This is a genomic window from Kitasatospora sp. NPDC056731 (genome assembly GCF_040687675.1).
Taxonomy (GTDB): domain Bacteria; phylum Actinomycetota; class Actinomycetes; order Streptomycetales; family Streptomycetaceae; genus Kitasatospora.
The window spans coordinates 46,662-60,253 of sequence record NZ_JBFBNR010000045.1; the positions used below are offsets into that span (position 1 = coordinate 46,662).

9 protein-coding genes are annotated in these 13,592 nt (G+C 72.0%); 5 read left to right on the forward strand and 4 right to left on the reverse strand.

What is annotated here, in order from left to right:
* Positions 1–33 precede the first annotated feature (33 nt).
* Together AB0R04_RS32025 and AB0R04_RS32030 are read right to left on the reverse strand one after the other, a co-directional pair.
* A complete protein-coding gene (locus AB0R04_RS32025) occupies positions 34–222 on the reverse strand; it encodes a hypothetical protein (RefSeq protein ID WP_363377145.1) in 189 nt (62 codons plus the stop codon).
* A gap of 93 nt (positions 223–315) precedes the next feature.
* Positions 316–936, reverse strand: a complete 621-nt coding sequence (locus AB0R04_RS32030) for an ABATE domain-containing protein (protein ID WP_363377146.1) — start codon at positions 934–936, stop codon at positions 316–318.
* A gap of 128 nt (positions 937–1,064) precedes the next feature.
* Here AB0R04_RS32030 and AB0R04_RS32035 point away from each other — a divergent pair, with 128 nt between their 5' ends.
* The 3 genes from AB0R04_RS32035 to AB0R04_RS32045 all read left to right on the forward strand — a co-directional run bounded on the left by AB0R04_RS32035 (position 1,065) and on the right by AB0R04_RS32045 (position 6,127).
* The gene (locus AB0R04_RS32035) at positions 1,065–2,132 is read left to right on the forward strand and encodes an alcohol dehydrogenase catalytic domain-containing protein (RefSeq protein ID WP_363377147.1); all 1,068 of its coding nucleotides are present in this window, start codon (positions 1,065–1,067) and stop codon (positions 2,130–2,132) included.
* A gap of 53 nt (positions 2,133–2,185) precedes the next feature.
* A complete protein-coding gene (locus AB0R04_RS32040) occupies positions 2,186–3,169 on the forward strand; it encodes an alpha/beta hydrolase (protein WP_363377148.1) in 984 nt (327 codons plus the stop codon).
* Between the two features lie 300 nt (positions 3,170–3,469).
* Entirely contained in the window at positions 3,470–6,127 is a 2,658-nt protein-coding gene (locus tag AB0R04_RS32045; RefSeq protein WP_363377149.1) for a SpoIIE family protein phosphatase, read from the forward strand.
* Between the two features lie 61 nt (positions 6,128–6,188).
* Here the strand turns inward: AB0R04_RS32045 and AB0R04_RS32050 are convergent, their stop codons facing one another.
* Both AB0R04_RS32050 and AB0R04_RS32055 read right to left on the reverse strand, forming a co-directional pair.
* A complete protein-coding gene (locus AB0R04_RS32050) occupies positions 6,189–7,214 on the reverse strand; it encodes an alcohol dehydrogenase catalytic domain-containing protein (RefSeq protein ID WP_363377150.1) in 1,026 nt (341 codons plus the stop codon).
* Between the two features lie 312 nt (positions 7,215–7,526).
* Positions 7,527–8,654: an NADH:flavin oxidoreductase gene (locus AB0R04_RS32055; protein ID WP_363377151.1), complete on the reverse strand. Its 1,128-nt coding sequence runs from the start codon at positions 8,652–8,654 to the stop codon at positions 7,527–7,529.
* 411 nt (positions 8,655–9,065) lie between these two features.
* Here AB0R04_RS32055 and AB0R04_RS32060 point away from each other — a divergent pair, with 411 nt between their 5' ends.
* Positions 9,066–10,757 carry a DUF885 domain-containing protein gene (locus AB0R04_RS32060; protein WP_363377152.1) on the forward strand — a complete coding sequence of 564 codons (1,692 nt, stop codon included), beginning with the start codon at positions 9,066–9,068 and terminating at the stop codon, positions 10,755–10,757.
* Between the two features lie 194 nt (positions 10,758–10,951).
* Entirely contained in the window at positions 10,952–13,132 is a 2,181-nt protein-coding gene (locus AB0R04_RS32065) for a DEAD/DEAH box helicase (protein WP_363377153.1), read from the forward strand.
* Positions 13,133–13,592: the final 460 nt, after the last annotated feature.

Here is a 13,592-nt window from a genome sequence, read left to right on the forward strand (position 1 = left end):
TGAATGGCGGGCTCGTCGTCGACCGCGCCGGTCTCACGCTGAAGTCTTGACCTCGGCCACGCTGAACCACCCTGGCCGCACCTCGACCAGCGGTGGCTTCAGTGACTCCACTGCGGACCGCAGGTCCTGCTCCGTGGGGTCGTGAGGCGCGGGCAAACTCCGGCCATAGCGGCGCAGCCGCCAGAGATCGAAGATCTCCCTGCCGTCGGCTGCGAAGTCCACGTCGATCTCGGTGCCGTTGTCGCTGATGAAGAGGCAGCCTGCTCCGTGGACCTGGTAGGAGTAGGTGCCGATTTCGCCGCGCGCGGCGATGCGCTACCGGGCGCCGTCGGTGGGTGTCTGTTGCCTGGCCCGGTAGGCGCGTTTTTTGACGAGGGCGCCGCAGGTCTTCATCGAGCACCAGCGGCGGGCGCCCGCGCGGGAGGTGTCGACGAAGGGGGCGCCGCAGTCGGGGTTCCCGCAGATGCGGACGCGGGTGCGGTGCTCCGATGCGCAGAGGGCGATCAGATCCCGGGCGACCATCGAGAGCACTGCCGCGAGCGCGTCGCCGTGCCAGCGCACGGTGGTCGCGTCGGGGGCGAGTTCGGGTGTCGAGGGGGGCTCGGCGGCGGCGCGGTTGACGAGCGCGATGTCCTCGGGCGAGGGCGGCGTGGCGTCCGCCAGGGCGCGGCCGGTCCGCTGGATCGCCTCACGCAGTTGCCTGGCGCGGCCGAGGTCGGCCTCGGTGCAGGGCGGCGCCGCTGTCGTGCAGTTGCTTTCGACGGCCCAGCGGCTCAAGTCCTCGGGCCGGGCCAGCCGTTCGAAGGGCGTGTCCGCGCCGCGGTCGGCCAGGGTGCCGGCGAAGGCGAAGCACAGTCGCGCGTCGTCGAAGCGGAAGTCGGCCTTGGCGCGCTGGCGCCCCTCGCGGCTGTCGTCCCTGTCGTCCCTGTCGTCCATGTCCACCACTTTATGCGGTTGACATGATTCCGGGCAAGCGGCTAGCTTCCAAGTCCACCACTTGAACCGGTGGACTTCAGGCGGTTGCTCCCCGCTCCCGTCGACTCCAAGCACGAGGAGGCCGCGCCATGCGCGCCGCAGTCATCGAGGAACTCCACAAGCCGCTCGTCATCCGCGAGGTGCCCGATCCCTCCTGCCCGCCGGACGGCGCGATCGTGCGCGTCGGGGCGAACGGGATCTGCCGGACCGACTGGGCCCTGTGGGCCGGGGAGTTCTGGACGGGCGGGCCGCGTGTCGAGGCCCCGTTCGTCCTCGGCCACGAGTTCGCCGGCACCGTCGTGGAGGTCGGCCGCGAGGTGCGGGGGTGGAAGGAGGGCGACCGCGTCATCTTCCCGATGAACCCCGGCGAGGGCGCGTGCGAGATGTGCCGCAGCGGCAATCAGCACGTCTGCGAGCACGTGGACTCGCTCGTACCCGGGGTGTCGTACTGGGGCGCCTTCGCCGAGTACGTCATGGTCCGCTTCGCCGACGTCAACCTGGTCGAAGTGCCGGAGGGTGTCGGCTTCGTGGACGTCGCCGCGCTGGCCTGCCGCTACATGACCGCCTTCCACGGCGTCGTCGACCAGGCGAAGGTCCGCGGCGGCGAATGGGTCGCGGTGTACGGCGCCGGGGGCGGCATGGGACTGTCGACGGTCGAGATCGCCGCGGCGACGGGCGCCAACGTCATCGCGATCGACATCACGGACGACAAGCTGGACGCCGCCCGCGCGCTCGGCGCCGTCCACACCGTCAACGCGGCGACCGATGACCCCGCCGAAGCGGTGAAGACCCTCACCGGTGGCGGTGCCCACGTGTCGGTCGACGCCGTGGGCATCGCCGCCGCCTGCCGCAACTCCGTCCTCTCCCTGCGCACCCGCGGCCGCCACCTCCAGCTCGGACACACCACCGCCGCGGAACAGGGGGACGTCGCGCTGCCGGTCGACGTCATGATGGTCAAGGAGCTGGAGTTCCTGAGCGCCTTCGGCATGCAGGGCCAGCGCTTCGGCACGATGCTGAACATGATCGCCGCCGGCCGCCTCGACCCCGGCCGCATCGTCTCGCGCACCGTCGGCCTCCACGAGGCGAGCGAGGTCCTGGAGTCCCTGGAGACGTACGGACCCACCGGCGTGGTCGTCATCGACTCGTTCCGCCCCTGAAGCGTCTCCCCCCGACCCCCTCGAAACACCTCCCCCCGAAAGCAGGAACGGCCATGCCCGCATCCCGTCAACTGATGGACCAGGAACTGAGCCTGGCCCTCGACGCGGTCCCCATGACCCCCAACGGCGCGTTCGACCTGACAGACCTCGCCGCAACCCGCGCGGCGTTCCGCGCCCAGGCCGAGGCCGCCGCCGACGCCCAGCCCGGCGATCCGTCGGTCACCATCGAGACGCACCTCGCGCGCCGAACGGACGGCCCCGACGTACCGATCCGCCTTCTGCGCCCCACCGAAGCGCCCGGACCTCTGCCGGTCCTGCTCTGGTTCCACGGCGGCGGACAGGTCCTCGGCTTCGCCGCCCAGGACGACCCGTGGCTCACCCGGCTGGGCGCGAGCCTCGGTTGCGCCGTCGCCGTGGTCGACTACCGGCTCGCCCCCGAGACACCCGCTCCCGGTGCCGCCGAGGACGGCTTCACCGCCTACCAGTGGCTCGGCCGCGAGGCGGACGCGCTGGGCCTGGACGGCACCCGCATCGGCATCGCGGGCCAGAGCGGCGGCGGAGGCGTCGCGGCGGCCACGACCCTCCTGATCCGCGACCGCGGCGGCGTGACACCCCTGTTCCAATCCCTCACGTATCCGATGCTCGACGACCGCAACCGCACCGCATCGAGCCACGAGATCACCGACATCGGCATCTGGGACCGCTCGACCAACCTCCTCGCCTGGCAGGCGATCCTGGGCGACCGCGCCGGCACCGACGACGTCTGCCCCTACTCCGCCCCCTCCCGCACCACCGACCTCAGCGCCCTGCCACCCACCTTCATCACCGTCGGCGACCTCGACTGCTTCCGCGACGAGAACCTCGACTACGCCACCCGCCTGCGGGCCCACGGCGTCCCGGTCGAATTCCACCTCTACCCCGGCGCCTACCACGCCTTCGACCTCATCGCCCCCCACTCCCGACTCGCCACCACCTTCCACCAGACCTGGTCCAACTACCTCACCCGCCAGTTCCACACCTCCCCGTCCCCTGCCTGACATCCGCGCCGAGGACTGTTCGGCCGTGGAGGAGAGGAGAGGAGATGAACGGTGAGGGGCGGCCGGCCGCGGGGCGGGTGAGCCGTTCGGTGCTGCGGTGGGACACGCTGCCACCTGCGCTTCGCCCCCATCAGCGTAGTGTGGCCCGCTCGTGACCGGGGTGCGGTGGATCATGGGTGTATGGCCAGAGACACGGGCCGCTCCTCCTGGCTGCCCCTGCGTCGATCGGGTAGCCGTCGTGAGCGGCGACACCCACGCTCAGCCCCGCGGGAGCAGTCGGCGCATCGCCTGTGGTCGGTGATGAGCATCCGGAGTGTCGCCGGTCAGATGTTCGTCCTGCAGGTGCTGATCGTGCTGTTGCTCGTGGTGACGGCCGTCGTCGTGCTGCTGGTCCAGTCCCGCAGCGACCGGTTCGAAGCGGCGCACGGCCGCACGCTCGCCGCGGCCCAGGCGTTCGCCCACGGTCCCGGTCTGGTGGCGACGATGCAGGGCCCCGACCCCAGCGCGGTGCTCCAGCCGCTGACCGAAGCGGCCCGCACGGCTGCCGGGGTCGACTTCATCGTGGTGACCGACCGCAACGGCATCCGCTACACCCACCCCGATCCGGAGCTGATCGGCAAGATGTTCATCGGCACCATCGGGCCGTCGCTGCACGGACAGGTCACCATCGAGGACGTGAACGGCCCACTCGGCTCCGAGTACCAGGTGGTCGTCCCGGTGGAGGACTCCCACGGGGCGGTCGTGGGCATCGTCTCGTCCGGGATGAAGGTCTCCAACGTGAGCAGCGCGTTCAACCGCCAGCTGCCGGTCGTCCTGGGCGTCGGCGCCTTGGCGCTGGGCCTGGCCACGGCCGGCACGGCGCTGGTGGGCAGGCGTCTGCTGCGGCAGACGCGCGGCCTGGGGCCGGAAGAGATGACCCGGATGTACGAGCACCACGACGCGGTGCTGCACGCGGTGCGCGAGGGCGTGGCCATCGTCAGCGGCGACGGCCGGGTCCTGCTCGCCAACGACGAGGCGCGCCGCCTGCTCGACCTGCCGCCCGACGTGGAGGGGTGCACCGTCGCCGACCTCGGCCTCGCCCCCCGCACGGCCGAACTGCTGCTCTCCGACCGTGCGGTCACCGACGAGGTGCTCCCCGTCGGAGACCGCCTGCTGGCCGTCAACAGCCGCCCCACCGACAGCGGGGGAGGCCCGTCGGGCAGCGTCACCACCCTGCGCGACTCCACCGAGCTGCGCGCCCTCGCGGGGAGGGCGGAGGTCGCCCGCAGCCGGCTCAGGCTGCTGTACGAAGCGAGCCTGGCCATCGGCACGACCCTGGACGTCCGGCGCACCGCGGAGGAGCTCGTCCGGACGGCCGCCCACGAATTCTGCGACTACGCCACTGTCGACCTCGCCGAGGCGGTCCTGGACGGCGAGGAACCACGGGTCCTGGTGGTCGATGCCCCGGTGGAGCTGCGGCGGGTGGCGGTCGCGGGCGCCCGGGACGATTCGCCGCTGTACCCCCGAGGGGAACTGGTCAGGTGGGACCGGGGCACCCCGCAGGCGGCGGGTTTCGTCGGGGGGCGTCCCACGCTGGTCACCGAGCTGGCGACCGACGCCGGCTGGCGCATGCAGGACACCGAGCGTACGCAGGCGGTGCTGGAGTTCGGCCTGGCATCGCTGATCGCCGTTCCGCTGTCGGCGCGGGGTGTGCTGATGGGCATCGCCTGCTTCTGGCGCAGCCGTGACAGAGGTCCCTTCGAGGAGGAGGACCTGTCCCTGGCCGAGGAGCTGGCGGCCCGGGCCGCCGTGTCCATCGACAACGCCCGCCGCTACACGCGCGAGCACATGATGGCCGTCACCCTTCAGCACAGCCTGTTGCCGCGCGCGCTGCCCGAGCAGAGCGCCCTCGACATCGCCTACCGCTACCTCCCCGCCCAGGCGGGGGTCGGCGGCGACTGGTTCGACGTCATCCCGCTGTCGGGCACCCGGGTCGCGCTCGTCGTCGGGGACGTGGTCGGCCACGGCCTGCACGCGGCCGCGACCATGGGCCGCCTGCGCACCGCGGTCCAGAACTTCTCCACCCTCGACCTGCCGCCGGACGAGCTCCTCGGGCACCTGGACGAACTGGTCGCCCACATCGACCAGGAGACGGCGGCAGCCGAGGACGAGCTCGCGATCACCGGCGCCACCTGCCTCTACGCCATCTACGACCCCACCACCGCCACCTGCGCCCTGGCCCGGGCGGGCCACCCGCCGCCCGCCCTCGTCCACCCGGACGGCACGGTGGAGGTCCTCAGCCTTCCCGCCGGTCCGCCGCTCGGCCTGGGCGGGATGCCCTTCGAGGCCACGGAGGTACGGGTGCCACAGGGCAGCAACCTGGTCCTCTACACCGACGGCCTCATCGAGGACCGCACCCGCGACATCGGTGTCGGCCTGGACGTCCTCACCGCCACCCTGGGCCGCGCCGACCGGTCGCCCCAGGAGGTCTGCGACGCCGTGCTCGACGCCCTGCTGCCCGTCCGCCAGACCGACGACATCGCCCTGCTCGTCGCCCGCACCCGGGTGCTGGCACCCGATCGGACCAGCGAGTGGGAAGTGACCGCGACCCCCGAGGCCGTGGGCCGGGCGAGGGCCGAGGCGACCCGACAGCTCACCGAGTGGGGCCTTGAGGAGGCCGTGTTCGTCACCGAACTGGTGCTCAGCGAGCTGGTGACCAATGCCATTCGCCACGGGACCGAACCGATCAAGGTGCGGCTGCTGTACGACCGCACGCTGATCTGCGAGGTCGCCGACACCAGCAGCACCGCCCCGCACCTGCGCTACGCGGCCGCCGAGGACGAGGGTGGCCGCGGCCTGTTCCTCGTCGCCCGGCTCGCCGAGCGCTGGGGCGTGCGCTACACCCCCTGGGGAAAGATCATCTGGGCCGAGCAGTCGCTGCAGCCGAGCGCCTCGATGGCCTGGCCCATGCTCGAGTAGCCGGGGGAGGCCCGCGGGTGGGACCGCGTAGCCGGGGCAGGCCCGTGGTGGTCGATCCGGGTCAGCCGGTGGTGAGCACCATCCGGAAGCGGGCTTTCCCGGCGAGCATCTTCTGGTACGCCTCCTCGGCGTGGTCCAGCGGCACGGTCTCGGTCATCGGGCGGATGCCGTGCAGGGCGCTGAACGCCATCGTGTCCTCCACATCCTGCGCGGTGCCGGAGGGGTGGCCCCGGACGACGTTGGCACCCATGAGCAGTCCGGCCGGACTGATCGCCATCGGAGCGGCGTCCGCCCCGATCACCACCAGCTCCCCGCGCGGGGCCAGGCCGTCCAGGGTGGACGCGATGGCCTCGGAGTTCCCGGCAGTGGCCAGCACGGCCCTGGCACCGCCGAAGGACTGCAGCGCCTCGGCGACCGGGGTGCCGGCGGTGCTGTCGACGTAGTGGTGGGCGCCCAGTTGCTCGGCGAAGCCGGCCTTCTCGGCTCCCCGGGCGATCGCCACCGTCTCGAATCCCATCGCGACCGCGTACTGAACCCCGAGGTGCCCGAGTCCGCCGAGCCCGAGCACTGCGACCAGATCGCCGGGCCGGGCGGTGCTGCGCCGCAGCCCGTTGTACGTGGTCACGCCCGCGCAGGCCATCGGCCCGGCATCGCCCGCCGCCAGTTCGTCGGGGATCCGGGCCAGTGCGTCGGCGGGCGCGATCACCTTCTCGGCGAAGCCTCCGTCATACGTCCATCCCGGGACCTTCAGGTTCCGGCACACGATGAAGTCGCCCTGGCGGCACGGCTTGCAGTGGCCGCAGCTGCCGCCGAACCAGCCGACCGCCACCCGGTCGCCGATCTGCCATCCACGGTCCCGAGTGCCCTCGCCGAACTCCTCGATGTGCCCGGCGATCTCGTGTCCGGGCACCACGGGGAACGACACACCCGGTAGCGCCGCGTTCACGAAGAGTGTGTCGGAGTGGCAGACGCCGCACGCCTCCACGGCGATCCGCACGTGGCCGGGTCCTGGCTGCGGCACCTCTCGCTCGGCCGGGTGGAGCGCACCGCCCGGGGCGGTCGCCTGTGCCACTCGATAGGTACTCATGGTCAGCGCTCCTCCGGGAAGATGATCGGCGCTCCTCCGGGAAGTCGTCGCCGTGCGTCGGCAGGCTGCTCAGGGGTTCATCCGGGGGGCGTTTTCTTCACCATAAGGCCGCACGGGCCACTGCGCAGGGCAGTGGGGGCAGCAGGCCGAGGACCACCACCGGCGTCACGGCCTCGTCCGTGTCGACTTCGTCCGAAATCACCGCTCACGCAAGCTTGTTGACACCTCGTTCGGCCGGAGCGGTCCTGCGGGAGTCCGAAGGGACCCGGCCCCGCCGTGCTCGCCGCGCGGCCGGGTCCTCGGGGTTGGTGGTCAGCTGAGGGTGCGGAGCGCGTCGGCGTCGTAGGGGCGCAGGTCGGCGTGGCGGCCGGAGAGGACCTTGGCGGCCCACTGCGGGTCCTGGAGGAGGGCGCGGCCGACGGCGACCAGGTCGAACTCGTCGCGCTCCAGCCGGTCGAGCAGGTTGTCGATGGCCTGGACCGGGGAGCCCTCGCCCCTGAAGGCGCCGACGAAGTCGCCGTCGAGGCCGACCGAGCCGACGGTGATGGCGGGCCGGCCGGTGAGCTTCTTGGTCCAGCCGGCCAGGTTGAGGTCCGAGCCGTCGAACTCGGGGACCCAGTAGCGGCGGGTCGAGGCGTGGAAGGCGTCGACGCCGGCCTCGGCGAGCGGGGTGAGGATCGCCTCCAGCTCCTGGGGGGTCTCGGCGAGGCGGGCCTCGTAGTTCTCCGACTTCCACTGCGAGTAGCGGAAGATCACCGGGAATTCCGGGGAGACGGCCGCTCGCACCGCGGCGACGAGCTCGGCCGTGAACTTCGTCCGGGCCGCCGGGTCGCCGCCGTAGGCGTCGGTGCGGCGGTTGGTGCCCGCCCACAGGAACTGGTCGAGCAGGTAGCCGTGGGCGCCGTGCAGCTCGACGCCGTCGAAGCCGATCCGCTCGGCGGCCGCGGCGGCCTCGGCGAACGCGCCGATGACGGCGTCCAGATCGGTCCGGGTCATCGCCCGGCCCGTCCCCTCGGTGCCGTCCAGGCGGATCCCGGACGGGCCGACGGCGGGCGCGTCGGCGAACGGCGGGTCGCCCTGCTGGCGCACCATGCCGATGTGCCAGAGCTGCGGCACGATGGTGCCGCCCGCCGCGTGGACGTCCTCGGCGACGCGGGCCCACCCGGCCAGCTGCTCCTCGCCGTGGAAGCGCGGGATGTCGTCACTCTGGCCGGCGGACTCGTGGCCGACGTACGTCCCCTCGGTGATGATCAGGCCGACGCCCGCGGCGGCCCGGCGGGCGTAGTACGAGCGCACGTCCTCGCCGGGCACGCCGCCCGGGGAGAACCTGCGCGTCATCGGCGCCATCGCGATGCGGTTGGGAACGGTCAGCCCGTTGAGCGTGACGGGCCGGGACAGGATTTCGGCCGCGCGGGAGGCTGCGGGCTCGGTGACGGTCATGGGATCCCTCGGGGGTGCCGGTGGTGTGCGCCGGGGCGGAATTGGTTGCCTGTGCAAACAACCCGGGTGGCCCCCGCATTTCGCCGACTGCGCGAAACCTGCTGTGATCAGCGCCACTGCGCGCCGGAGGGGGCGGCCGGCTCGTCGCGCCCGGCCGTGGCCCAACCCGTCTGCTGCGGTGCGGACTTGGCGGCCGTCCGGGACGGGCCGGCGGACCCTGGCTACAATCACGACGTGTTCGACGGCCTGAGGGCTTCCGCCGGCGCTCCGGAATCGTCCACGTCGACTTCGCGGCGCAGTGACTTCGCGGCGTAGCGGCTTTCCGGCGTAGCGACTTCGCGGCGCAGCGGCGCACCCCGAAGGCCTCCTACGCCTGGTACCGCGACCGATCGCCGACCGAAGGAGCTGACGATGACTCCACGACAGATCGCCGACGACTACGTGGCCCGGGTCGCCGCACACGATCCCGTCACCTCCACGTCCCTGGGACTGGCTCCGGGCGACGACCGGATGCCCGACCTGTCGCCGGACGGCGTCGAGGAGACGGTCCGGCTCGCGCGGGAGGCGCTGGCGCGTCTGGACGCCGTCCCCGAGACCGTCCCCGAGGCCGGGCCCGACGGGGATCCGGCGGAGCTCGTGTGCGCGCGGCTGCTGCGCGAGCGGCTCCACGCCGAGGTGCGGGTGCACGAGGCCGGCGAGAACTTCCGCGCCGTGCGGAACCTGCACACACCGGTGCACCAGCTCCGGGGCATCTTCACGATGATGCCCACCGCCACCGACGACGACTGGGCCCCGGTCCTGGGCCGACTGCGCAACCTGCCCGCCGCGCTGGACGGTTACCGGGCCACGCTGGCGGAGGGCGTCGCCCGCAAACTGCTCGCCGCGCCCCGCCAGGCCGACGTGCTGTGCGCGCAGCTCACCGCGTGGACCGGCGAGACGGCCGGGGGCCCCGGCTGGTTCGCCGAGTTCGTCGCCCCCGCGCCGCAGCGGCTCCGCCCCGAACTGGACACCGCCGCGAACGAGGCGACGGCCGCCGTGGCCGCGTTCCGGGACTGGCTCCGCGACAGCTACCGGTCCGCTGCGAAAGGCACGCCGGACGCCGTCGGCCGCGAGCGCTACCTGCTCGGGGCCCGCCGGTACACCGGCGCCGACCTGGACCTGGACGAGACCTACGACTGGGCCTGGGAGGAGTTCCACCGGGTCTGGGCCGAGCTGCGCACAGAGGCCGAACGGGTGCTGCCCGGCGCCACCGTCCGGGAAGCCCGGGCCCACCTGGACGAGCACGGACACACCGTGCACGGCGCCGAGCGGATGCGCGGCTGGCTGCAGCAGATCACGGACGACGCGATCGAGGCACTCGACGGGCGCCACTTCGACATCACCGGCCCGCTGCGCCGGGTCGAGACCAGGATCGCCCCGGCCGGCAGCGCCGCCGCGCCGTACTACAGCGGACCGAGCCTCGACTTCGCCCGCCCGGGCCGGACCTTCCTCCCGCCGGCCAACGGCGACGCGCAGGAGCGGTTCCGCACCTGGCGACTGGTCAGCACCTGGTACCACGAGGGCGTCCCCGGGCACCATCTGCAGCTCGCCTCCTGGACCGCGGCGGCGGAGCAGCTGTCCCGCTACCAGGTCACCCTCGGCAAGATCAGCGCCAACGTGGAGGGCTGGGCCCTGTACGCGGAGCGGCTGATGGACGAGCTCGGCTTCCTCACCGATCCCGGACGCCGCCTCGGCTACCTCGGCAAGCAGATGATGCGCGTCGCCCGCGTCATCGTCGACCTCGGCATGCACCTGGAGAGCGTCATTCCGGCGGGCTCCCCGTTCCACCCGGGCGAGCGCTGGACCCCGGAGCTGGCCACCGCCTTCATGGCCGACTACGTCGGTCTGGCGCCCGCCCACCTGCACAGTGAGATCGTCCGCTACCTCGGCTGGCCCGGCCAGGCCATCGGCTACAAACTCGGCGAGCGCGCCTGGCTGGCCGGCCGCGAGGCGGCCCGCCGCCGGCTGGGCGCCGACTTCGACCTCAAGCGCTGGCACATGAAGGCCCTGCGGCAGGGCTCCCTGGGCCTGGACGACCTGGAGACGGCCCTAGCAGCGCTGTGACCGTCGGCTGACGGCGGGCCGACGGCCGGGTGCCCGCCGTCGATCGAGACGGCCGCACCCGGCCCGGGGCTCTGCCGGGGCAGTGGGCGGCCGGGGTCGTGGTTCGGAATCCGGGGCGGTCGGCGGTGCCTGGATGGAATCATGTGGACGCCCGGAGAGGGTGCCGCAGGGTCGAGTCGGGACAGGAGCCGTAGGTGGGAGAGAGGCAGCGCGCCGTCCGGAAGCCCAAGGTCGTGCTGGCGGACGGGGAGCGGCTCCATGCGGTCGCCCGCGCGGTCGTCGACGATCACCAGGGTGCTGTCGAGCACGTGCGCCAGGCCGCGGCCGGTCTGCGGGGCCAGCTGGTCCGCGACGAACTGGACGGCATTCCGGTGGCCCGGCTGAAGGACGTCACCGAGGGGCGTCTGCGCGTCGGCGCGTTGGAGGCCGCCGGGATCAGGACCGTGCGGCAGGTGGTGGACGCCACGCCCTACACGCTCCAACTGCTGCCCGGAATCGGAGCCCAGAGCGCTCTCCAGGCCATCGCCGCCGCCGGGCAGATCGCCCGGGCAGCGGAGCAGGCCGTGGCGATCCGGCTGGACGTCGATCACCAGGACGTGGCCGGCACCGCGCTGGTCGTCGCGCTCCAACGGCTGGTCGCCGCCGGGCCCGATGCGAGACGGGCCAGGGAGCTGGCGGAGCGTGTCGCCGGCGAGACCGCCGCCCTGATCGCCGCCGCCCAGCCGGCCCGGGGCGTTGTGAGAGGCCTGTTCGCCGGGCGGCAGCGCCGACAGGAGGCGTTCGCCGCGGTCGACCGGTTGGACGCCCTGCTCGCGGAGACGGAGGGCCGAGGAACGTCCATGCTCTTCGCCCAGGCCTCGGTGGACCTCCTCCGCCCACTGGCCACGGACATCGAGGCCTGGGCGGAGTTCGAAGTCCGCTCGGCCGAGTTCTACGGCGTCCTGGGCGAGTTCGCCGGATCCGGCTCCGACGGGCTCACCGCCTCCGAGGGCTTCCTCCCGGAGAGCCTGTCGGACCGGGTCCGGGCCGAGCCGCTGGACGACACCCGGTGCACGGTCCCGCTCCGTGGTTACCAGGCGTTCGGTGCCCGCTTCGCCCTCGCCCAGAAGCGGGTGATCATCGGCGATGAGATGGGCCTCGGGAAGACGATCCAGGCGATTGCCGCGCTCGCGCATCTCCGGGCGCACGGGAGCGCACACTTCCTCGTCGTCTGCCCGGCGAGCGTCCTCATCAACTGGATCAGGGAGATCGAGTCGCGCAGCACGTTGAGGGCGTTCCGATTCCACGGCCAGGAGCGGGAAGCGGCGCGCACCGAATGGCTCCGCAGCGGAGGTGTCGCCGTCGTGACCTTCGACGGACTGCGTCGCCTGGAGGTCCCGGAGGACGTCACGGTCGGCATGGTCGTGGTGGACGAGGCCCACTACGTCAAGAACCACAGCACGAAGCGCTCGCAGGCGGTGGCCGAATGGACCGACCGCGTCGACCGCGTCCTGTTCCTCACCGGCACCCCGATGGAGAACCGGGTGGAGGAGTTCCGGAACCTGGTCCGCTATCTGCAGCCCGATCTTCTGCCCGGAATCCACAGCAGTTCGGCCGCCGCAGGGCCGACGTCGTTTCGCAAGGCAGTGGCACCGGCCTACCTGCGCCGCAACCAGCGGGACGTCCTGACGGAGCTCCCCGACGTCGTTCATGTCGACGAATGGGAGGAACTGTCGGCGTCCGATCTCGTCGCCTACCGCTCGGCGGTCGCCGAGGGGAACTTCATGGCCATGCGCCGTGCCGCGTACGCGGACCCGGAAGGGTCGGCGAAGCTGCTGCGGCTGATGGAGGTCGTCGAGGAGGCTGCGGAGAACGGGTTGAAGGTCGTTGTCTTCTCGTACTTCCGCGATGTCCTGCGGGTCGTCCAGGACGCCCTGGGCCAGCGTGCTTTCGGCCCGATCGACGGAGGCCTGGACGCTGTCCGACGGCAGGACGTGGTGGACGAGTTCGCCGCCGTGCAGGGCCATGCGGTGCTGCTGAGCCAGATCCAGGCCGGCGGTGTGGGACTGAACATCCAGGCGGCGTCGGTCGTCATCCTCTGTGAACCCCAGGTGAAGCCCACCATGGAGAGCCAGGCGATAGCCAGAGCCCATCGCATGGGCCAGGTCCGGCGTGTGCAGGTGCACCGCTTGCTGGCCGTGGACAGCGTCGACCAGCGGATGGTGGAGATCCTTCGCGCGAAGAGCCAGTTGTTCGACGACTACGCGCGCCGCAGCGACGTGGCCGAATCGACTCCTGAAGCGGTCGACGTCTCGGAGCAGTCGCTGGCCGCGCTGATCGTGGAGGAGGAACAACTGCGCCTCGCCCGGACGGCTGCCAACGGTGCTGCGACCTGACGCCGCGACCGGGGCGTTGTGGCGGGTCGGTAGGGGTCGGTAGGGGTCGGGAGGGGCTGGCAGGGGCTCGAAGGGGCTCGCAGGGGCTCGCAGGGGTAGACCTGGGCGGTCCCGGGCTGGGCGTTTGTTTCGAGCACTGAATAGGGGGTACTGTCTCCCAGTCGCTCGGCAGGGAGCACCGGACACGCATCGGCGCGGACGGTCCCGGGGCGGCCAATCCTCTTGAAACACCACCTCCTGGTTCGGGCTGGGTCGCGTCTTGTCGCGGCTTGGTTCCTATTCGGCGTGCTCGTTTTATTGGATTGCGGCTGATTCGCTTTTCGGAGCAGGGGTCGGCTAGAGTTTGAAACGTCGGACGGGGCATAAAGCCGCAGAAGACACCAGCGAGTTGGATGAACGAAGCGCCGGAAACGGAGCGGAAAACATCTGGTAAGCTGGAAACACGAAAGAACGAAGCGCC